Source organism: Pseudomonas sp. NFACC39-1, from assembly GCF_900110355.1.
In the GTDB taxonomy this organism is placed as follows: Bacteria; Pseudomonadota; Gammaproteobacteria; order Pseudomonadales; family Pseudomonadaceae; genus Aquipseudomonas; species Aquipseudomonas tehranensis.
Genome location: NZ_FODL01000002.1, coordinates 147,077 through 167,516, shown reverse-complemented (window position 1 = coordinate 167,516; position 20,440 = coordinate 147,077). Strand labels below are relative to the sequence as shown.

The window sequence follows — 20,440 nt, the reverse complement described above, 5'->3', positions numbered from 1 at the left end:
ACATCGGGCGCCAGGCGAAAAACCCGTCATGCGGCATCCTCGATCCGCAGGTTTTCCTGCTCGAGATCAAAACGCCCCAGCACGGTGACCTGGGCGTTGCTGTGCAGCTCGCTGAAGGCGAGCACGGGCACGTGATTGAACTCGTCGCGCAGCAAATCACGCAGCGGCGCGCGCAGATCCTGGGCCACCAGCAGCACGGCCACGCGCTTGGCCCGCAACGGAAAACCTTCGCGCAGCTGCAAGACCAGGGCGCGGGTATGCACGCTTTCCAGGGCAAAAAACGTTTCCGTCTGGGTCTGACGCAGCGCGTCGCGCAGCAGCCCTTCGGTTTCCGGTGTCAACAGCCACACGTGCAGGCCGTCTTCGTCGCGATACTGGTGATAGATCTGCGACTTCAAGGCGATGCGCGCGTAGTCGGTCAGCGCGCCGACATCGCGCTCGTGCTGCCCATGCTCGATCAACGATTCGGCGATCAATCGCACCGCCCGCAGCGGCACGCCTTCGCCGGCCAGGCGTTGCAGCACCGCGGCAAAACGGGCCAGGGGCATGGTTCTTTGCAGCTCTTGGACCAATTCTGGCTGGCCCGCTTCGAGCCAACTGAGAATCGACTTGCTCTCCTGCAATCCAAGGAACTGCGGGCCCGTGGCAAACATGGCGCGGCTCATGCGCTCCACCAGCAACTCCCCCGCGGGCACCGCTTCCACTCGCTCGTCCGCCAGCAGCGGATCATCGGGTGCCAGCCACAGCCACTGATGCTCATCACGGACTTCACTGCCTACCTGCGCGTCCTGCGGTTCAAACGGCAACGGACCGCGCGCTACGGCGATGCGCTCACCGAAGGTCGCCCGCAACATCGGCACCTCGTGCACACAGAAACGGAACTCGTCGTCCTCCAGGAGCGCGCTGTACTCGATCTCGAAGGGCGGCAAGGTCAGGCCAAAGCCCGCCACCAGCCCATTGCGTTTTTTGCGGATCGCCTGGATGGCCGCTTCGGCGGCCGGGTTGCCTTCCATCGACCTGGAAAACTGCAACAGATAGGCACGGGTCGGGTCGAAGCTGCGCAGGTCCTCGGCGCCGTTCTGCTCGGGGGTCACAACCACCTCTGGCTGCTCGCCCTGACGGGCCTGTCGGGCACGGCCGTACAACTGGAGGAGGCCGGCCGTGCCGGTGATCAAGGCGATGACAATGAACACCAGCGTGGGCATGCCGGGCAACGCGGCGAAGCCGAGCATTCCCACCGAAGCGATCACCCAGGCCTTGGGTTCGGCGGTCAATTGCTTGGCGATTTCCTTGCCAACGCTGCTGCCGGCCGGCTGTCCTTCCGGCGACACGCGGGTGATGATCATGCCGGCGGTGAGGGAGATCAGCAGGGCCGGAATCTGCGCGATCAGACCGTCGCCGATGGTCAATACGGCATACAAGTGCATCGATTCGGACGCGCTCATATCATGCTGGACCATGCCGACCGAAAAGCCGCCGATGAGGTTGATCACCACGATCACCAGCCCGGCGATAGCATCGCCTTTGACGAACTTCATCGCCCCGTCCATCGCCCCGAACAATTGGCTTTCCTTGTTCAGTTCCTCGCGACGGCGGCGGGCCTCGCTGACATCGATCAGGTTGGCGCGCAGGTCGCTGTCGATGGACATCTGCTTGCCCGGCAGCGCGTCCAGTGTGAACCGCGCAGCAACTTCGGCCACGCGCTCGGAGCCTTTGGTGATCACCAGGAAATTGACCACCGTCAGGATGAGGAAAATGACCAGCCCCACCGCAAGATTTCCTCCCACCACGAAGTTGCCGAACGCCTGGACGATATGACCGGCATCGCCTTGGAGCAGGATCAATCGAGTGGTCGCCACCGACAGTGCCAGCCGGAACAACGTGGTCAGCAGCAGCACCGCTGGAAACGAGGAAAACGCCAACGGCCGTGGGAGGTACAGCGAAAGTACGATCAGCAGGCAGGAAATGCAGATGTTGATGGCGATCAGCGCATCGACCACCGATGTCGGCAACGGCAGGATCAGCATGAACACAATGCCGAGTACCACGAACGCACCGGCCACCTCGATACGGCTCACCGCCGCACTGGCAACCTTGTTCAGCAGCGCAATCATGGGCGCGCTCCAATGACCGGTTCGGCGGTCTGTGCGCGGGTCTCCCCACGGGAACGCTCATCCAGCAGCACCAGCAGGTTCTTCAGGGCGGCCTGGCGACTTTTGGCATCACGCCAGAGTGCCAGTGGCAAGCGCTTGAGCAAGGGATATAAACCATTGAGAGAGACCAACTGATCGCGCTCCTGGTCTCCGCCCAGCTCCCGGCCGATGCGGCGCACCTCCGCCGAAGACAGGCCACTGCTGACGAACCCCAGCATCCGCTGCAGCAGCAACACGGCCGTGAGTTGGTTGGCCGGGCAACTGTAGGCCAGTTGCTCAAGCAAACCGCGACAGCTTTGCAGGACACTGCCCAGTTGCGTCGAGGCGGCCAGGCCGATCAACAGCGTGCGCAGCAGGGCGGTAGGGCGCGAGGGCGTATGGGCGGCGATGTCGTCGGCCAGCGCGCGGCGCATCATGTCCAGTCCCGACACGAACGCGGCTTCGCCGAACAAGCCAAGCAACGCTTGCATCATGGTGGGCAACGACTGCTTGAGGACGACGGTGTCGTAATAGAGCCGCCGTACCGCCTGGCGTAGTTCCGGATCGCCGCCCGAAGCACGCAGAGCCTCGGCGATGTTCATCCCGGCTTGAATCTGCGCCCCATAACGCTCGCGCAATAGCTGCAGATAGTCGCGGGCACGCTTGGCTTCGACGCGACGGCCTTGCTCATCGGCATCCAGCAAGACTTGCTGCAAGATCAGGTCGGTCCGGGCCGGATCATCGCCCGTGGACTGCACGACCTCTTCAAGCCGCGGCTGGCCGCAGAGCAACACGCCAGCCTGGGCCGCCATTGCCCCCAGGCTTTGCTTGCCTGGATGGCCGAGCTGGTCGTACCACTCCTCCAGTTGCTCACGGGTCTCGACTCGCGTGCGACCCACTTCACTGCGGGCGCTGCGAATCCGTCGCTGGCTCAGCGCCTTGGTATTGCGTTCCACATGATGGCTGAAAGTCATGCCGACCTCTTCCATCGAATTGGACTGCACGGCCTGCGACGCTTCCACAGGCCTGCCGATGCCCGCGACGGCCGAAGCGGCCTGGGCGAGATTGACGGCAATGTGTGCGTTTGTCGGGGCTTCTACTTTCATGATGACCAAAGGGCGTGGTTTCGGACGCTCAATGGGTGGCGGTGATACGCCGTTCGGTTCCATTGCCGATCGCGTCCTTTTTCAAACATCCGGCGGCCCCCCTGACGCGCCGTTCTTCAACGGCACGACCGGTGCAATTTCATGCAGTGAAGTCCGTGAAAGCCGTGCACGTCCTTGCACGAATAGAGTAAAAACACTAGATATAAATCCTTATATATCAAATAGATAATAGATAAATTCGGTTTGGCACAGGTCCTGCTGAAGGGGAAAACGTCGACATACGGGTCGACGCCATGGAACCCATCCAGAGGGATTTATTGATGAACAGCCTGAACGTAATGCTGCTCCCGCCGCGAACCTCAACGACCCGCCCAGGCGCACCCGGCGCCAGCTTCGGCGAAGAGCGCAAGCTGCGTCTGTTTGTGCAGAAGCGTGTGCTCAATCAAGACGACGCCGACGACATCATCCAACTCACGTATCTGGAAGCCTGGCGCAACCAGGAGAAATTCAAGGGCCTGGCCAAGCCGGACACCTGGTTGTGCGGCATCGCTCTGAACCTCATCCGCAATCATTTTCGACGCTTCTATGCGCAGCCACCGCTGAGCACTTTCGACGAAAGCGATTTCAACCAATCGAGCGATGACATCGACTTGAGCGAACAGTGCGATAACCGGCGGTTGCTGGACCGCACGTTGCTGGCCATGGACGCGCTGCCCAAGGACATGCGTGAAACCCTGTGGACCGCCGTGGACACCGAGAGCAGCTACCGCGATGCCGCCGAACGGCTGGGCGTACCCATTGGCACCGTGCGCTCACGGTTGTTCCGTGCTCGTGAACAACTCAAGCGAAGCGTTTATGGAGAAGCCCGGCCATGACCCATAATCGTTTGAACAGCCGACCCGACCTGCCACGCGGCGTACGCCGGTTTACCCCCGATGACTTGCCTGTGATGACGGATATCTTCAACGAAAGCGCTCTGGGGGGCACCAGTTCTCCCGTGCTCAGAGCGTTTTCCCTGAAGGAAATGACGTTCTTCGTCGACTGCTTCGTCAAGGAAGGCGATCCGATCTATGTGCTCGAACGCGGCGGCGAAGTCGTTGCCTGGTTGATCGTCAATCGCTTCTGTTGGGGTGCCCAGGCCTGCCGGTTGACCGGCGAAGTGTCGATCTACGTTCGCAACGACCACATCGGCAGCGGCGTGGGCATTCGCCTGGGCCAGGCCGCAGTGGTATTGGCCAGGCGATATGGTTTCGAGACGCTGGTGGCCTGGATCATCGAGCACAACGAGGCGAGTAAACGCGGCGTGCAAGGATTGGGGGCGACGCAATGGGGACGTTTCCCGGGTATCGCCCGCTTCGCTGACAAGCGTGCGGATGTCGTGCTCTATGGGCTGCACCTGCTGCCCATCGAAACGGCATCTCCCCGCGCATTGGCGCCAACGCAGGCCATGGAGGCCAGCCTGGCGTGAGTTCACGGCTCGCTCGCCAGGAATGTCGGGCGAGCCGTCTCTTTTATCGGGCATGATCCTCTGCGTTTCGGGTCATGCCATTTTTTGCACGACCCGCCTCAATCCACCGACCAGCACACCGGCAACACATCCGGCCCCCTGAAGTTAGGCACATAGCGCCAGCGTATCGCGCCGGGATCAACCGCCAATCGCAATCGCGGACAGCGCCGAAGCAGCGTATTCAATGCTATTTCCAGCTCCTGCCGGGCCAACGAAGCCCCGAGGCAGTAGTGAGCGCCTTTGCCGAACGACATGTGCGGGCAGGCCGGGCGAGTGATGTCGAGCGTGTCGGCGTTGGCGCAGAGCGTCTCGTCACGATTGGCCGAGCCCACCACCGCCACGATCAATTGCCCACGCTGCAAACGCTGCCCGGCCAACTCTGTGTCCCGGGTGACGAAGCGGACCATCGCCCGTTCCACCGACGAGTCATAACGCAAGAACTCCTCGACGGCGTCGGCCATCAGCGCCGGCTCATCGCGCAGCCGGATCAGCGCCTCTGGGTGCTGGAGGAGCGTATGCACGGCGTTGCCGATCATCGAAGCCGATGTCTCGTGCCCGGCGATGATCAGCAACGCGATCATGCTGCACAGCTCACTGCGACTGAGCATGCTGCCCTCTTCCTCGACCTGGGCCAGCGCCGACACCAGGTCGTCGACCGGGTGTGCCCGACGCTGGTCGATCAAGGCGAGCATGTAGTCGGCGAATTCGCTGTAGCAGCGCTGCAACTCACTCAGGTCGTGGCCCACCTGCCGGACGATCATATGGGACCAGCGCCGGAAATCCCCATGGTCCCGGGCGGGGACGCCGAGCAGTTCGGCGATGACGGTGATCGACAAAGGGAAGGCATACTGGCTTGCCACGTCCATGTGTCCGCCCGCCTGTACGGCGTCCAACAACGACTCGGCGATCTGTTCGACACGCGGTCGCATGGCGTTCACCGCTTTCAAAGTGAAGGCCTTGTTGACCAGGCGACGCAGCCGACGATGACGCTCCCCGTCGCGGTTGAGCATGTGCTCATTGAGAAATGCGATGGACTGCTCGCCACCGAGCATCGCCGCGAACTGCGGGTTGATCCGTGATGGGTCGCGGGCGAAGCGCTCGTTGTCCAGCAACACCTCCTCGACTTCCCGGGCACCGGTGACGTACCACATCGGCAACTGTCCTTCGGGCTGGCTGAAAAACACCGGAGAAGCCTGGCGCAGCGCCGCGTAATGCCGATACGCCTCGCCGCGAAACGCGTCACTGTTCAAATCAAGGGTACGCTCGTAAGCCATGAATACTCTCCGGGGGTAGGCATCGTTGCTCCTGAGTGGCGGAGCCCGGCGAAAAGATTCCATCGGACGCACTGAATGACGGGGTGAACCGTTTGCCCGGCCACCGTCACTCAAGGGGAAACCTCAACCTTGTGTGGAGCCGACATGACGCATGCACTTTCCATCCACGGCCACTGTGACCCTCGCTTCGAGCCGGTCAAAGAGGCGTTTATCGGGCTGATGCAAAGCCCTTTCGAACGCGGCGCAGCCCTTTGCATCCAGATCGACGGGGAAACGGTGATCGACCTGTGGTCTGGCATAGCCGGGCCGGAACCGGACAGGCATTGGCAACGCGACACCTTGCTCAACCTGTTCTCGTGTACCAAGCCTTTCACGGCGGTGGCGATCATGCAGTTGGTCGGCGAAGGGCGCCTGGACCTGGACGCACCGGTCTGCCGCTACTGGCCCGAATTCGCCAACGCAGGCAAAGCGTCCATTACCCTGCGCCAAGTACTGTGCCACCGCGCCGGGCTGCCGGCACTGCGCACGCCCCTGGCACCGGAAACCCTTTACGACTGGGAGACCATGACCGCCCTGATCGCCGAGGAGCAGCCGTGGGCCGACGCGGGACATCAGCAGACGTATTCGCCGTTGCTGTTCGGCTGGATCCTGGGTGAATTGCTGCGCCGGGTGGACGGCCTGACGCCGGCGCAAAGCATCCACCAACGGGTGGCGGCGCCGCTCGGGCTGGATTTCCACCTGGGTCTGGACGACGCGACTATTGCTCGATGCGCCTACATGGCACGGACGAAGGATGAAGTTGACGATGAGGCCTTTGGTCGGGTCCTGCAGTACGTGCTCAACGATCCCACCGCCATGAGTTCACTGGCCTTCGCCAATCCACCGATGGCGTTGGGGCGCAGTAACGAGACGGGCTGGAAGCGCATGACCCAGCCAGCGGCCAACGGCCACGGCAACGCGCGCAGCCTGGCGAAGTTCTATGCCGGGCTGCTCGACGGATGTTTACTGGAATCGCCCCTGCTTAACGAAATGCTGCGCGAGCACAGCGCTGAATACGACCCGACCCTCCAGACCCACACACGTTTCGGCCTGGGTATCATGCTCAACCAATCGGACGTGGCGAATGGCAGTTACGGCATGGGAACCGATGCCTTCGGCCACATGGGCGCCGGCGGCACCATCGGTTTTGCCGACCCCGAGCGCGGCGTAGCGTTCGGCTTCGCCTGCAACACCATTGGTTCCTACGTCCTGATGGACCCTCGCGCACGAGGTTTGGCGGACGTCGCGATGGGTTGTTTGTAGAACCGGCTAGTCGCCAGGGTATTTGAACCTTGTGACGGGGGGATTTATCCCCGCTGGGTTGCGAAGCGACCCTGGAGCCTGCCACAGCAGTGTGCCAGGTTGGTCGCGTTCAACGTTCTGGGTTGCTGCGCAACCGACGGGGATAAATCCCCTCGCCACAAATACATTTACTTTTTGAGATAAATCGCATCCCGGCCAGTCCACTCACACCCCAGGCGGCACTGCCGCCTCGGCGACCTGCGGCTCGACCGTATCCGGCGAAGCGACCACTTGCTCTTCGCCTGGGCTCACGCGGGGCAGCGCCGCTTTGGCGATCATGTCCGGTTGCGCCAGGAGCCTGCGCGACGCTTCCACGGGCATCAGCAAGCGTCCCCTGACCCGGCCACGCCCGGCTGGATTGAGCATGCGCAACTCCCGTTCATGAACACCCGACAATTGCGCCAACTGCGACAGGTCCACCGGCTGTGCCAGCGCGACCATCTGGAAATAGGGTTGGTCTGCGATGGGCGCCAGGCTCACCCCGTAGTGCTCGGGTGTATTGACCAGTTGCGATAACGCCAGCAACCGTGGCACGTAGTTCTGGGTTTCGCCGGGCAACGCCAGGTTCCAATAGTTGGTCGCCAGGCCACGAGCACGATTACGCGTAATGGCCTCGCGTACCCGCCCTTCCCCGGCGTTGTAGGCGGCCAGCGCCAGCAGCCAGTCACCGTCGAAGTATTCGTGGAGGTAGGAGAGATAATCCAGGGCGGCCCGGGTGGATGACGGAATGTCCCGACGTTCGTCGTAGTCGCCTCGCTGTTGCAACTGGTAACGGCGACCGGTGGCTGGAATGAACTGCCAGAGTCCCAAGGCCTGGGCAGGCGACTGTGCATTGGGATTGAACCCGCTCTCGATCGCCGGCAGCAACGCCAGCTCAAGCGGCATGTTGCGCTTGTTCAACTCGCCCACGATGAAATGCAAGTAACGACTGCCGGCGCGTCCGGTCTGGGTGAGAAAAGCCGGGCGCTGCATCAACCAGCGACGCTGTTCGTCGATGCGCGCCACGCCCTGGGTTTTTCCCTGCAAGGAAAATCCCTGGCGCATGCGTGCCCACAGGCTGCCGCCGCTTTGCGGGGATGACTCGCCAATCTCGATGAGCGTGTCCGTGGGCACCGGCTCGAGCCAGCGCGGCTGGGCACGGTAGGGCTCGTTGGCGAAACGATCGCCGATGGTCAGCTGCGGTTCGAGGTGCTGGCATCCGTACAGCAAGGTCCCCATGGCCAGCATGGACAACCCTTTGGGGACGAATCGCAGGGCCGGCAAAGGTGCAAGTGATCGGGGCATGGGCGGTCAACCTTGAATGAGGTGGCGCCATTGGGTGGCGGATCACCCGCCAGCGGTTCCACGCGGTGGGGTGGAACCGAAATGGCGCAGTTGTCACTCATCAGGGGCAGCAGGCGCTCATCGGTGCCTGGATGACAATGCGAGGTCAATCATGACGTCACCCACCTATTGCAAGCTGATCGATCAGCTGTGCGAACTCACGATGATTCCAACCCCGTCAGCGTTCTACGAACAGGCCAACCTGTCGGTCAAGGAAGTCGACTTTTCCCTGAAGCACACGCCGGGTGTGGGCGAGGGGGATGTTTTCATCTACTGCAGCTTTGGGGCGCTGCCCGAGGCGAATCGCGAAGCGGTCCTGCAGCGATTGCTGGAAACCAACCTGTACCTGCTGAGCGGGGCGTTCTGCCCTTCGCTGTCGTACAACCGTGACAGCCAACAGGTGATCCTGATCGGCCACGTCCCCCTGGAAACCCTCACGGCCGAGCGCCTGCTCGGGGTGATGGGCGGTGCCGCCGACATGGCGCTCATCTGGCGAAACGGCTACTTCTTCGATGGCGCCAGCCCAGGCCAGGCCGCCAGCACCGTCCAGCACAAACCCACCCCGCGTAGCGCAGGGCTCACCAGCACCCTGTCGCTCTAGGAGACCATGACATGCCAGATTTATCAGTAGGCCAAAGCACCAGCGCGGCGGCGTTGCGTCAACAACAGGACGATGAAATCAGACCGATAGGCACCCGCCTGTCCGAGCAGGTTCGCCCTTCCACCGCATCATTGGTGCCTTACCATTTCGCCGGTAAGGCAAGCAATGCGACGGCGGAAAAATTCACCACCCTGCAGAGTCGTCTGACGGCGGATATCAAAAAGCTCGGCAAAATGGACCCCGAGAGCGACCCTATCGGCTTCGCTCGGGCGCACATGGCGTTGGAAGGCAAGGCATTGGACTACGCGCCGGGCACCCACTATCAAGAGGTACGCAAGCACCTGGCCGGCCTGGGCAGCGCGCCCCATCCGATGCTGTCGGGCCAGGAGGAAACCGAGGCATTCGCCAAGGATTTCAATGAATACCTGGGCATGAGCAAGGAAGCCAGAAAAGAAAGCGGCGGTTTCGCAGCCGTCTGGGATAAACATTGCGGGCGCGTGGGTAACACCCTCGGCGCCTATCATTCGTTGTGCCAGGAGGTCATCGACAACACCCCCGAGGGAGATGACCTGAAGTCACTGCAAAGCAGTCATGCAGCCTTCCGCGGCTACGCCAAAGGCGTCATGCAAGCCATGACGCAAGAGCTGCCCGATCGCTTGAATACCTTTATGGAAAGCCGCATCGAGCACGCACGCAGTGTGATGAACAACAAGAGCCTTTCCCAGCCCGAACGAGACCAGGCGACCTCTGAACTGAACCAACTGATCAAGGTTCAGGTGGAGTTTGAGGAGTTAGTGGACAAGGAGGACGACACCCCCAGCGAGCTGACGAAGGCGACGAAGAAAAACGAGGTGCTGGACACGGCACTCAAAAACGTCGGTCGCCAGGACTATGTCGCTGACCTCAAGACCCACAGTGGATTCCGGACGGGGCTGGCGGTATTTGCCGATGCGGGCATCCCGCAAGGCTTCGCCTCCTCGACTCACTTCGGCGCCAGCACCGCGGCAATCGACGATGAGCTGGCCGGTACGCACCTTGCAGCCCACGCTGCTGGGACCTCGGCCGTCCTGGGGGCCGCCCATAAAGTGGTCAGCGACAGCGCCCGCCCCATCATCCAGACCATCGTCGATAAAACCATCGGCAGTGGCCTGGAGAAGGTCGATCCGCTGTCGGTGTACCCCAAGGCCCTGCAAGAGGTGACGATGAATGGGCGGCGGGTTGCCAATCCTAACCGCGAGGCGCTCGACAAGACGCAGGAAGACAAGCGCACCGATTTCCTGCTTAAACAAAACGCCAATAACTTTGGCACCATCAGCGGCGACTTCACCGGTTACATCGCTTTCGGTGCGGCTCATGCGGTACGAGAAGTCCTGAATCAATTCACCAGCGTGAACGCTTCGGGCATCGGCGCCCGCAGCCTGGCGTCCGCTGTCGGTGGCACGCTTATGGCCGGCGGTCAGGCAGTGTTCAAATACTCTCAAACCCACGGTGACGAGAAGATCCCAACCTACCGGGTCAAAAACGAAACGCGCGAATGGAAAGAGCTCCTGCCCAAGGCATTTGCCGAATCAAGCAAAGTACTCCCGACCAACATGGCCAATATCAGTGACTATGCCAACCGAATCATTGGCGTCGGTGCAGGTATTACCATGCGCACCGCAGTGGGAGACGCCGCCGCGCCAGGCGAAGATGCCGAGACACTGGAAAAAATGCAGCAGATCATCACGACCTTCTTCTCCTCGGGCCTGACCCTGCTTCCGTTCTTCGCCAACAGCGTAGCGGCACCACTGGAAAACAAAGCGTTGAACGACGGCAAGGACGACCTGACCGCACGCGCCAACGTTCCATGGCAGAACCTCACGAATGCAAATCGGGACAGCCTGCCCCATACCCAGCCCCCCGGTTGGAGGCGCGCAGGCGAGAACCTCTATCACGGCACTCGAGGTGCTTCTCAACTGGTTCCGCAAGCCACGGTCGCTGGGCTCAACCTGGGTGCCGAGTGGGTCAAGAGCGTGGTAGTACGGCCTAAGGATACGGCGGCTGGCAACACGATGGAGTTGGCCGAACGAGGCGAAGCGCCACCCCAGGGCGGGCCGTCCACCGAACCGGCGCCGGCTACCCGGCCAAGCTGATGACCCGTCGGACCATTCTTTGATGGCTCGACGGTCACCGGCTTAAACCTCCCCTCCCATCACCGGCCGCAGGAGCTTCCTGCGGCCGGCCCCCCTGACACACGCCGACTTACAGCCCTTGCACTTCGACGACGGCAGACGTGATTGTTGTGCCGATCAACGATAGCCTTGCGATTTTCGGCGCCAGCCCCGCCAGCCCAGCCGCCGCCCGATATCTTGCGCCGCTTATACTCCGGCCCATGAAGCAGCTTGGAGAAAATCCCTCCGACGGACGATGCGCCGGGAAGCGGCCGTATGCTAAACAGGGAATCAACAGCGAGACCATGGGACCGCTGTCACCAGAATAAGGAATCACCATGAAACGCACCCTCATCGCCTTCCTGTCATTGGTCGTCACCGCCATCATCGTCGCGGGCGGCTACCTCTACAGCAAGCAGCCCACCCGCCAGGGCACGGTGCAACTGCAGGGGTTACAGGGCTCGGTGACCGTGCGCTATGACGAGCGCGGCGTGCCGCATATCCGTGCTGAAAACGAAACCGATCTGTACCGCGCTCTGGGTTATGTCCATGCCCAGGACCGGCTGTTTCAAATGGAGATCATGCGCCGTCTCGCCCGTGGCGAACTGGCCGAGGTGCTGGGGCCGAAGCTGCTCGACACCGACAAACTAATGCGCAGCCTGCGCATCCGCGAGCGCGCCGCGACCTATGTGACCGAACAAGACCCACAATCCCCGGCCTGGATCGCGATGCAGGCGTACCTGGATGGCATCAACCGCTACCAGGAAACCCACGCCAGGCCGGTGGAATTCGATGTGCTGGGCATCCCCAAGCGTCCCTTCACCGCCGAAGATACCGTGAGCATTACCGGCTACATGGCCTACAGTTTTGCGGCAGCGTTTCGCACCGAGCCGCTTTTGACTTATGTGCGCGATCAGCTGGGCAGCGACTACCTGAACATTTTCGACCTCGACTGGCAGCCCAAGGGCGTGCTGGTCGAGACTCGCAAGAGCGGCCTGCCCCTGGCCGCCGCCGACTGGAAAGACCTCAACGCCCTGGCCCGCCTGAGTGAACAGACCCTGACCGAGAACGGCCTGCCGCAGTTCGAAGGCAGCAACGCCTGGGCGGTTTCCGGCAACCGCACCCTCAGCGGCAAGCCGTTGCTGGCGGGTGATCCGCACATCCGCTTTTCCGCGCCATCGGTGTGGTACGAAGCGCATCTGTCCGCGCCGGGTTTCGAGCTCTACGGGCACTACCAGGCATTGATGCCGTTTGCGACGCTGGGCATGAACAAGGATTTTGGCTGGAACATCACCATGTTTCAGAACGACGACCTGGATCTGATCGCCGAGAGGGTCAACCCTGAGAATCCCCAACAGGTCTGGTATCGCGACCAATGGGTGGACATGACCCGCAGCGAACAACAGATCGCGGTCAAGGGCCAGGCGCCGGTGACGCTGGTGCTACGCCAGTCGCCCCACGGCCCGATCGTCAACGATGCTCTCGGCGCCAACGCCGGCAAGACACCGATCGCCATGTGGTGGGGTTTTCTGGAAAGCCGCAACCCGATCCTCGACGCCTTTTACCAGCTCAACCGCGCCGATACCCTGGCCAAGGCCCGCAGTGCCTCGGCCAAGATCCACGCGCCGGGCCTGAACGTCGTGTGGGCCAACGCCAAGGGCGATATCGGCTGGTGGGCCGCCGCGCAGTTGCCCAAGCGGCCGGCCGGCGTGAAACCCGGGTTCATCCTCGATGGCAGCAGCCCGGAAGCGGAAAAGGAAGGCTTCTACCCGTTCAGCAGCAACCCCCAGGAAGAAAATCCGGCGCGGGGCTACATCGTCTCGGCCAACTTCCAGCCGGTACCGGCCAGCGGCATTGAGATACCGGGCTACTACAACCTCGCCGACCGCGGCCAGCAACTCAATCTCCAGCTCAGCGACAAGCAAGCGAAGTGGGACCTTCAAACCACCCAGAAACTGCAACTGGGCACCACCACCGCCTACGGCCCGCGTCTGCTCGCGCCTTTGCTGGCGGTGCTGCGTAATGGGGTCAGCGCCCCCCGGGAGCGCAAATGGGTGGAGCAACTGGCCCAATGGCAGGGCGACTATCCGCTGGACTCCATCAGCGCCACGCTGTTCAACCAGTTCCTCTTCAACCTGGCCGACGCCGCGCTGCACGATGAATTGGGCGACGGGCTCTTCGAAACCGCGCTGTCGACCCGAGTGATCGACGCCGCGCTGCCACGCCTGGCGGCCTCAGAGGATTCGCCCTGGTGGGACGATCGCACCACCCCGGGCAAGGAGACCCGTGCCGACACGGTGATGAGCGCCTGGGGCAAGAGCCTGGTGCACCTGAGGGCCACCCTGGGTGACGATGCCAGCCAATGGCAATGGGGCAAGGCACACACCCTGACCCATGGTCATCCGCTGGGCCTGCAAAAGCCACTGGACCGGATCTTCAACGTCGGCCCCTTTGCTGCACCCGGCACCCATGAAGTGCCCAACAACCTCTCGGCCAAAATCGGCCCGGCGCCCTGGCCAGTGACCTATGGTCCTTCCACCCGGCGCATTATCGACTTCGCCGATCCGACCCACAGCGTCACCGTCAACCCCGTCGGCCAAAGCGGCGTGCCGTTCGACGCGCATTACGCGGATCAAGCCGAGGCTTACATCGAAGGGCTGTACTACCAGGCGCATCTGGCCGAAATAGAAGTGATGGCCAATACCCGCAGCACCTTGAAGCTGCTGCCGGTCGGAGCCGAACCCTGAGTCCAATGGCGGGCAGCGCTTTTCATCAATTAACAGGCTTGGACGCTATTTATGGTCAAGACTGAACGGGTTTAACAACTACCCCTCTTTATGGAGTCCCCCCATGTTCATCAACTGGTCCGAGCTGCTGCCCACCATCAAAACTGCCTTCGGCGCCCTGGGCAAAAGCAATCCGAAAATGGTCAAGGCCTACATGGCCCTGGATGAAGCCGCGGCCGATAACAACGTGCTGGATGCCAAGACCCGGGAGCTGATCTCCATCGCCGTGGCGATCACGACCCGGTGTGACGGCTGCATCGGCGTGCATACCGATGCGGCCATCAAGGCTGGCGCCACCCGCGAAGAGATCGCCGCCACCCTGGCCACTGCGGTTTCGCTGAATGCCGGCGCGGCGTATATCTACTCCCTGCGGGCGCTGGAAGCGCATGATGCGTTGAAGAAGTGAGAGGCGATCACTGACATCTTCATTGACTGCTACGCCGCTATCGCGAGCAGGCTCGCTCCCACATTGGATTGGGGGGCGACCGGCGATATTCGGTCCGCAGCCCCCCTGTGGGAGCGGGCTTGCTCGCGAAGGCGGTCTGTCAGACACATCAAGGTTGACTGTTACGCCGCTATCGCGAGCAGGCTCGCTCCCACATTGGATTGGGGCCTTGCCCCCGGATTTGTGGGCAACCAAAAGACCTGTGGGAGCGGGCTTGCTCGCGAAGGCGACTGACATTCAACATCTTCGTCGACTGTCACACCGCTATCGCGAGCAAGCCCGCCCCCACAGTGACTCAGCGTCCGGTCAGACCGGCGCGGTCTCGGCCCGGCGCGGGTCTGGCTGTTTCCAGGAGTCGGCAGCGCTTTCTTCGATGGCTTGCTGGATCGCCCGCTTGCGGTTTTCTTCGGCGCGGCGGCTGAAGTACCAGACCAGGAACGTTACCAACGATACGGCCAGCAGGATCAGGCTCGCCACGGCGTTGATTTCCGGCTTGACCCCCAGGCGTACCGCCGAGAACACTTCCATCGGCAAGGTGGTCGAGCCCGGACCGGAGACGAAACTCGCCAGCACCAGGTCGTCCAGCGACAAGGCGAACGACATCATGCCCCCCGCCGCCAACGATGGCGCGATCATCGGGATGGTGATCAGAAAGAACACCTTCCACGGCCGCGCCCCCAGGTCCATGGCCGCTTCTTCTATGGACAGGTCCAGTTCACGCAAGCGTGCCGAGACCACCACCGCCACATAGGCCGAGCAGAACGTGGTGTGGGCAATCCAGATCGTGACGAGGCCACGCTCCTGGGGCCAGCCGATCATCTGCGCCATCGCCACGAACAGCAGCAACAGCGACAGACCGGTGATCACTTCCGGCATCACCAACGGTGCGGTCACCAGGCCGCCGAACAGCGTGCGGCCCTTGAAATGGGTGATGCGGGTCAGCACGAAGGCCGCCAGTGTACCCAGGGCCACCGCGGCGATTGCCGTATAGCAGGCGATTTCCAGGGAACGCACTACCGAACCCATCAACTGGCTGTTGTCCAGCAGACCGACGTACCACTTGATCGACCAGCCGCCCCACACCGTCACCAGTTTCGAGGCGTTGAAAGAGTAAATCACCAGGATCAGCATCGGCGCATAGATGAACAGCAGACCCAGCACCAGCATCAGGCTTGAAAAACTGAAGCGCTTCATTCCTTGCCCTCCATTTCTTTGGCCTGACTGCGGTTGAACAGGATGATGGGCACGATCAGGATCGCCAGCATCACCACTGCCAGCGCGGACGCCACCGGCCAGTCACGGTTGTTGAAGAATTCCTGCCACAGCACTTTGCCGATCATCAGGGTTTCCGGGCCGCCCAGCAGTTCCGGGATCACGAACTCGCCCACCACCGGGATGAACACCAACATGCAGCCGGCGATGATGCCGTTCTTGGACAGCGGCACGGTGATTTTCCAGAAGCTGTTGAAGGTGCTCGACCCTAGGTCCGACGCCGCTTCCAGCAGACTGGGATCGTGCTTCACCAGGTTGGCATAGAGCGGCAGGATCATGAACGGCAGGTACGAGTAGACGATGCCGATGTACACCGCCAGGTTGGTGTTGAGGATCTGCAGCGGTTCGCTGATCCAGCCCATGCTCATCAAAAAGCCGTTGAGCAGACCGTTGTTGCTGAGGATGCCCATCCAGGCGTAGACGCGGATCAGGATCGCGGTCCAGGTCGGCATCATGATCAGCAGCAGGAGCACCGTTTGCAGTTCCGGGCGGGCCTTGGCGATGGCGTAGGCCATCGGGTAGCCGATCAGCAGGCACAAGACGGTGCTGATCAAGGCCATCTTCAGCGAGCCGAGGTAGGCGGCGATGTACAGATCATCTTCGCTGAGCAGCACATAGTTACTGAAATTGAGCAGCACCTGCAGCTTCTGGTCGATGTAGCTGTAGATCTCGGTGTACGGCGGAATGGCCACGTCGGCTTCGGCAAAACTGATCTTCAGGACGATGAAGAACGGCAGCATGAAGAACAGGAACAGCCAGATGAAGGGCACCCCGATGACCAGTTGACGGCCACCGGGCGTTATTCGGTCGAGTCGGCGTTTGAATTTGCGCATGTTCATGAGCGAAGCACCACGCCGCTGTCGTCTTCCCACCAGACAAATACCTGGTCGCCCCAGGTCGGGCGCTGACCACGGCGCTCGGCGTTGGCGACGAAGGACTGCACCAGCTTGCCGCTCGGCAACTCGACGTAGAACACCGAATGGCCACCCAGGTAGGCGATGTCATGGACCTTGCCGCTGGACCAGTTGTGCTCGCAGTCTGGCTGCTCGGCGGTGACCAACAGCTTTTCCGGGCGGATGGCGTAGGTGACGGACTTGTCCTGCACCGAGGTGCTGATGCCGTGGCCCACGTAGATATGGCGGTCCAGGTCCTTGCAGGTCAGCACCGCATGGCCTTCGGCGTCGTCCACCACTTCGGTCTCGAAGATGTTGACGTTGCCGATGAACTCGCAGACCAGCCGGCTGGTGGGTGTTTCGTAGATGTCGATCGGGCTGCCGATCTGGGCGATCCAACCCAGATGCATGATCGCGATGCGCTCGGCCATGGTCATGGCCTCTTCTTGATCGTGAGTCACCATGACGCAGGTTACGCCAACCCGCTCGATGATCTCGACCAGCTCAAGCTGCATTTGCGAACGCAGCTTCTTGTCCAAGGCACCCATCGGTTCGTCGAGCAGCAACAGCTTGGGCCGCTTGGCCAGGGAACGGGCCAGGGCCACACGTTGACGCTGGCCGCCGGAGAGCTGATGCGGCTTGCGCTTGGCGTACTGGCTCATCTGCACCAGCTTGAGCATTTCGGCCACCCGGGCGTCGATCTCGGCTTTCGGGATTTTGTCCTGCTGCAGGCCGAAAGCAATGTTCTGCGCCACGGTCATGTGGGGGAACAAGGCGTAGGACTGGAACATCATGTTGATCGGCCGCTCATAGGGCGGCATGTCGGTGATGTCTACACCGTCGAGGAAAATGCGCCCCTCCGTGGGCCGTTCGAAACCCGCCAGCATGCGTAGCAAGGTGGATTTGCCCGATCCCGAACCGCCGAGCAGGGCGAAGATTTCGCCTTTCTTGATTTCCAGGGACACATCGTCCACGGCAATCGTCTCGTCGAACTTTTTCGTGACCCGGTCGATTTTGACCAACACCTGCTTGGGTGTCTGGTCGCCCTCAAGGGCTTTCTTATAGGCGCCGGAGGCAACTGCCATTTACGAAACTCCCACAAAATTTGCAGCTCGCCCTGCGCGGACGAGCCTTGGAATAGTTAAAGCGCTTGGCGCTATTTGCCTGACTTGACCCTGGTCCAACTGCGGGTCATGACGCGCTGGATATTGGGTGGCAGCTCGGAATTGACGTAAAGCTTGTCGACGACTGCTTGCGGTGGGTAAACCGCTTCATCGGTGCGCACATCCTGGTCCATCAGCTCGCCGGCCTTGGGGTTCGGGTTCGCATAGCCGACGTAATCACTGACCTTGGCGATCACCTCGGGCTTGAGCAAGTAATTGATGAAGGCGTGGGCTTCTTTGGCATTGGAGGCGTCGCGCGGGATCGCAAGCATGTCGAACCAGAGGTTGGCGCCCTCTTTAGGGATCACATAAGCGATCTCGATGCCCTTTTTCGCTTCTTCAGCACGTTCGCGAGCCTGGAAGATGTCACCGGAGAAACCGGCGGCCACGCAGATCTCGCCATTGGCCAGATCGGAGATGTATTTGGAGGAGTTGAAGTAGGTCACGTAAGGCCGGATCTTGAGCAGCTGGGCCTCGGCCTTCTTGTAGTCTTCAGGGTTCTGGCTGTTGGGGTCCAGGCCCAGGTAATTGAGCATCGCCGGAATCATCTCGTCGCCCGAATCGAGAAACGAAACGCCACAGCTGGACAGCTTTTTGATGTTTTCCGGTTCGAACAGCATGGCCCACGAGTCGATCTTGTCGACGCCCAGCGCAGCCTTGACCTTCTCGACGTTGTAGCCGATGCCGTTGGTGCCCCACAGATAAGGCACGGCGTACTGGTTGCCCGGATCGTTCTTGTCCAGGCGCTTGAGCAGCACCGGGTCCAGGTTGGCGTATTCGGGCAACTGCGACTTGTCGAGCTTCTGGAACGCCCCGGCTTTGATCTGCTTGCCCAGGAAGTGGTTGGACGGCACGACCACGTCATAACCGGTACGACCGGCCAGCAATTTGCCCTCCAGGGTTTCGTTGGAATCGAACACGTCATACACCGGCTTGATCCCGGTGGCCTTTTCAAAGTCCGCCAGGGTGGTCTCGCCGATGTAGTCCGACCAGTTATAAATATGCACGGTGGAGGCAGCCTGGACGCTGACGGCAAGCGTCAGTCCGGCACCGATCAGCATGGCATTGCGTAACAAAGAAAAAACAGGCACGTGGAGGTCCTCTTAAATAGTTGGGCCCAAGTTGCCCCCGTTACCTGGCAGCGATGTGCCCTGCAACAAAACCGGCGCGCAACTTACCCTCGATAAACCGATCCAGCAAAACTTTTAGTCATTTAATTGTTCCCGTTGCCGCCGCCGCGATGCCGGCGGCAACAGGAAGATGCTTCAGACCGGCTTATTTACCGGACTTGATCTTGGTCCAGCTGCGGGTGATCAAACGCAACGTACCGGCATCCAGATCACTGATTGCATACAGCTGCTTCTTCACTTCGTCAGACGGGTAGATGCTCGGATCGCTGGTGATGTCCTTGTCCACCAGAGGCGTGGCCGCCTTGTTGCCGTTCGGGAAACGCACGGCGTTGGTGATTTCAGCCATGATCTGCGGCTGCATCAGGAAGTTCATGAACTTGTAGGCGGATTCGACGTTCTCGGCGTCCTTGGGAATGGCGACCATGTCGTAGAAAGTGCCGGCGCCTTCTTTGGGAATGACGTAGCTGAGCTTGACCTTGTCTCCCGCTTCCTTGGCGCGCTCCTTGGACTGCTCCAGATCACCGGAGTAACCCACGGCCACGCAGATGTTGCCGTTGGCCAGGTCCGAGATGTATTTGGAGGAGTGGAAATAGGCAACCGAAGGACGAATCTTCAGGAACAGGTCTTCAGCGGCCTTCAGGTCGGCCTTGTCCTTGCTGTCGGTCGGCTTGCCCAGGTAATGCAGGGCCGCCGGGATCATCTCGGTCGGAGCATCGAGGAAGCTCACGCCGCAGCTCTTGAGCTTGGCCATGTTTTCCGGTTTGAACACCACGTCCCACGAATCGATCTTGTCGATACCCAGTGCGGCCTTGACCTTCTCCGGGTTGTAGCCAATACCGATGGAGCCCCACATGTAGGGGAAGGCGTATTTGTTGCCCTTGTCGCTGGCGTCGCCCACGGCCTTGAGCAAGTCCGTGTCCAGGTTCTTCCAGTCCGGCAGCTTGGACTTGTCCAGCTCCTGATAAACGCCAGCCTTGATCTGCTTGGCCAGGAAGTTGTTCGACGGCACCACGATGTCATAGCCGGACTTGCCCGCCAGCAACTTGGCTTCCAGGGTCTCGTTGCTGTCGAAGACGTCGTAGACGACCTTGATCCCCGTCTCTTTCTCGAACTTGGCGACCGTGTCCGGTGCAATGTAATCGGACCAGTTATAGACGTGCAGCACTTTGTCGTCCGCCTGAACAGCACTCGCCATCACGCCCGTCAGGGACATGGCGAGGAGGGTCTTGCCAGCCATCTTCATACCTAATGTCTTCATGCCTAATGCCTTCATGAAAAATGCTCCAGTTATTCTTCTTAGCCGTCGTTCAGCAGCCG

The 20,440-nt window shown here is 61.2% G+C and carries 16 protein-coding genes; 7 read left to right on the top strand and 9 right to left on the bottom strand.

The annotated features are described in order from the left end of the window. Positions 1–26 precede the first annotated feature (26 nt). Positions 27–2,114: a type III secretion system export apparatus subunit SctV gene (gene sctV / locus BMY45_RS05025; RefSeq protein WP_092395327.1), complete on the bottom strand. Its 2,088-nt coding sequence runs from the start codon at positions 2,112–2,114 to the stop codon at positions 27–29. Then, positions 2,111–3,301 (bottom strand): TyeA family type III secretion system gatekeeper subunit, encoded by a 1,191-nt coding sequence (locus BMY45_RS05020; RefSeq protein WP_256573621.1) that lies wholly within the window; start codon positions 3,299–3,301, stop codon positions 2,111–2,113. Before BMY45_RS05020 ends, sctV begins: the two co-directional genes overlap by 4 nt. Before the next feature lie 257 nt (positions 3,302–3,558). Between BMY45_RS05020 and BMY45_RS05015 the strand changes: the two genes are divergently transcribed. Next, a complete protein-coding gene (locus tag BMY45_RS05015; protein ID WP_092395324.1) occupies positions 3,559–4,113 on the top strand; it encodes an RNA polymerase sigma factor in 555 nt (184 codons plus the stop codon). Next, on the top strand, positions 4,110–4,706 hold the full coding sequence (locus tag BMY45_RS05010; RefSeq protein WP_092395321.1) for a GNAT family N-acetyltransferase: 597 nt from the start codon (positions 4,110–4,112) through the stop codon (positions 4,704–4,706). Before BMY45_RS05015 ends, BMY45_RS05010 begins: the two co-directional genes overlap by 4 nt. Before the next feature lie 98 nt (positions 4,707–4,804). Here the strand turns inward: BMY45_RS05010 and BMY45_RS05005 are convergent, their stop codons facing one another. Beyond that, complete coding sequence (locus BMY45_RS05005) at positions 4,805–6,019, bottom strand: cytochrome P450 family protein (RefSeq protein ID WP_092395318.1); 1,215 nt, start codon at positions 6,017–6,019, stop codon at positions 4,805–4,807. Positions 6,020–6,163: 144 nt separating this feature from the next. Between BMY45_RS05005 and BMY45_RS05000 the strand changes: the two genes are divergently transcribed. Further along, the gene (locus tag BMY45_RS05000; RefSeq protein ID WP_092395315.1) at positions 6,164–7,321 is read left to right on the top strand and encodes a serine hydrolase domain-containing protein; all 1,158 of its coding nucleotides are present in this window, start codon (positions 6,164–6,166) and stop codon (positions 7,319–7,321) included. Between the two features lie 204 nt (positions 7,322–7,525). Here the strand turns inward: BMY45_RS05000 and BMY45_RS04995 are convergent, their stop codons facing one another. After that, the gene (locus BMY45_RS04995) at positions 7,526–8,644 is read right to left on the bottom strand and encodes a transglycosylase SLT domain-containing protein (RefSeq protein WP_092395312.1); all 1,119 of its coding nucleotides are present in this window, start codon (positions 8,642–8,644) and stop codon (positions 7,526–7,528) included. A 151-nt stretch (positions 8,645–8,795) separates the two neighbouring features. Between BMY45_RS04995 and BMY45_RS04990 the strand changes: the two genes are divergently transcribed. The 4 genes from BMY45_RS04990 to BMY45_RS04975 all read left to right on the top strand — a co-directional run bounded on the left by BMY45_RS04990 (position 8,796) and on the right by BMY45_RS04975 (position 14,626). Beyond that, positions 8,796–9,284, top strand: coding sequence for a CesT family type III secretion system chaperone (locus BMY45_RS04990; RefSeq protein ID WP_092395309.1), 489 nt, complete (start codon positions 8,796–8,798; stop codon positions 9,282–9,284). 11 nt (positions 9,285–9,295) lie between these two features. Continuing rightward, positions 9,296–11,416, top strand: a complete 2,121-nt coding sequence (locus tag BMY45_RS04985) for a type III effector (RefSeq protein ID WP_092395306.1) — start codon at positions 9,296–9,298, stop codon at positions 11,414–11,416. Between the two features lie 356 nt (positions 11,417–11,772). After that, on the top strand, positions 11,773–14,181 hold the full coding sequence (locus BMY45_RS04980) for a penicillin acylase family protein (RefSeq protein ID WP_092395302.1): 2,409 nt from the start codon (positions 11,773–11,775) through the stop codon (positions 14,179–14,181). Positions 14,182–14,284: 103 nt separating this feature from the next. Next, complete coding sequence (locus BMY45_RS04975) at positions 14,285–14,626, top strand: carboxymuconolactone decarboxylase family protein (RefSeq protein WP_092395299.1); 342 nt, start codon at positions 14,285–14,287, stop codon at positions 14,624–14,626. 345 nt (positions 14,627–14,971) lie between these two features. On the opposite strand, the gene BMY45_RS04970 is transcribed toward BMY45_RS04975, so the two are convergent. The 5 genes from BMY45_RS04970 to BMY45_RS04950 form a co-directional block, all read right to left on the bottom strand. Further along, complete coding sequence (locus BMY45_RS04970; protein ID WP_092395296.1) at positions 14,972–15,859, bottom strand: ABC transporter permease subunit; 888 nt, start codon at positions 15,857–15,859, stop codon at positions 14,972–14,974. Further along, the gene (locus BMY45_RS04965; protein ID WP_092395293.1) at positions 15,856–16,776 is read right to left on the bottom strand and encodes an ABC transporter permease subunit; all 921 of its coding nucleotides are present in this window, start codon (positions 16,774–16,776) and stop codon (positions 15,856–15,858) included. The genes BMY45_RS04970 and BMY45_RS04965 overlap by 4 nt, the downstream gene beginning before the upstream one ends. Then, positions 16,773–17,915 (bottom strand): ABC transporter ATP-binding protein, encoded by a 1,143-nt coding sequence (locus BMY45_RS04960; protein ID WP_092395290.1) that lies wholly within the window; start codon positions 17,913–17,915, stop codon positions 16,773–16,775. Before BMY45_RS04960 ends, BMY45_RS04965 begins: the two co-directional genes overlap by 4 nt. A 71-nt stretch (positions 17,916–17,986) precedes the next feature. Continuing rightward, the gene (locus BMY45_RS04955; protein ID WP_092395990.1) at positions 17,987–19,054 is read right to left on the bottom strand and encodes a polyamine ABC transporter substrate-binding protein; all 1,068 of its coding nucleotides are present in this window, start codon (positions 19,052–19,054) and stop codon (positions 17,987–17,989) included. 214 nt (positions 19,055–19,268) lie between these two features. Further along, positions 19,269–20,381, bottom strand: coding sequence for a polyamine ABC transporter substrate-binding protein (locus BMY45_RS04950; RefSeq protein ID WP_076386499.1), 1,113 nt, complete (start codon positions 20,379–20,381; stop codon positions 19,269–19,271). Positions 20,382–20,440: the final 59 nt, after the last annotated feature.

What these genes read in the sequence shown, in the direction of transcription:
- BMY45_RS04980 (WP_092395302.1), top strand. Translation starts at nt 11,773, where the DNA reads ATGAAACGCACCCTCATCGCCTTCCTGTCATTGGTCGTCACCGCCATC.
- BMY45_RS05000 (WP_092395315.1), top strand. Translation starts at nt 6,164, where the DNA reads ATGACGCATGCACTTTCCATCCACGGCCACTGTGACCCTCGCTTCGAG.
- BMY45_RS05005 (WP_092395318.1), bottom strand. Translation starts at nt 6,019, where the DNA reads ATGGCTTACGAGCGTACCCTTGATTTGAACAGTGACGCGTTTCGCGGC.
- BMY45_RS04955 (WP_092395990.1), bottom strand. Translation starts at nt 19,054, where the DNA reads ATGCTGATCGGTGCCGGACTGACGCTTGCCGTCAGCGTCCAGGCTGCC.
- BMY45_RS04950 (WP_076386499.1), bottom strand. Translation starts at nt 20,381, where the DNA reads ATGAAGACATTAGGTATGAAGATGGCTGGCAAGACCCTCCTCGCCATG.
- BMY45_RS04990 (WP_092395309.1), top strand. Translation starts at nt 8,796, where the DNA reads ATGACGTCACCCACCTATTGCAAGCTGATCGATCAGCTGTGCGAACTC.
- BMY45_RS04970 (WP_092395296.1), bottom strand. Translation starts at nt 15,859, where the DNA reads ATGAAGCGCTTCAGTTTTTCAAGCCTGATGCTGGTGCTGGGTCTGCTG.
- sctV (WP_092395327.1), bottom strand. Translation starts at nt 2,114, where the DNA reads ATGATTGCGCTGCTGAACAAGGTTGCCAGTGCGGCGGTGAGCCGTATC.
- BMY45_RS04960 (WP_092395290.1), bottom strand. Translation starts at nt 17,915, where the DNA reads ATGGCAGTTGCCTCCGGCGCCTATAAGAAAGCCCTTGAGGGCGACCAG.
- BMY45_RS05020 (WP_256573621.1), bottom strand. Translation starts at nt 3,301, where the DNA reads ATGGAACCGAACGGCGTATCACCGCCACCCATTGAGCGTCCGAAACCA.
- BMY45_RS05015 (WP_092395324.1), top strand. Translation starts at nt 3,559, where the DNA reads ATGAACAGCCTGAACGTAATGCTGCTCCCGCCGCGAACCTCAACGACC.
- BMY45_RS05010 (WP_092395321.1), top strand. Translation starts at nt 4,110, where the DNA reads ATGACCCATAATCGTTTGAACAGCCGACCCGACCTGCCACGCGGCGTA.
- BMY45_RS04985 (WP_092395306.1), top strand. Translation starts at nt 9,296, where the DNA reads ATGCCAGATTTATCAGTAGGCCAAAGCACCAGCGCGGCGGCGTTGCGT.
- BMY45_RS04975 (WP_092395299.1), top strand. Translation starts at nt 14,285, where the DNA reads ATGTTCATCAACTGGTCCGAGCTGCTGCCCACCATCAAAACTGCCTTC.
- BMY45_RS04965 (WP_092395293.1), bottom strand. Translation starts at nt 16,776, where the DNA reads ATGAACATGCGCAAATTCAAACGCCGACTCGACCGAATAACGCCCGGT.
- BMY45_RS04995 (WP_092395312.1), bottom strand. Translation starts at nt 8,644, where the DNA reads ATGCCCCGATCACTTGCACCTTTGCCGGCCCTGCGATTCGTCCCCAAA.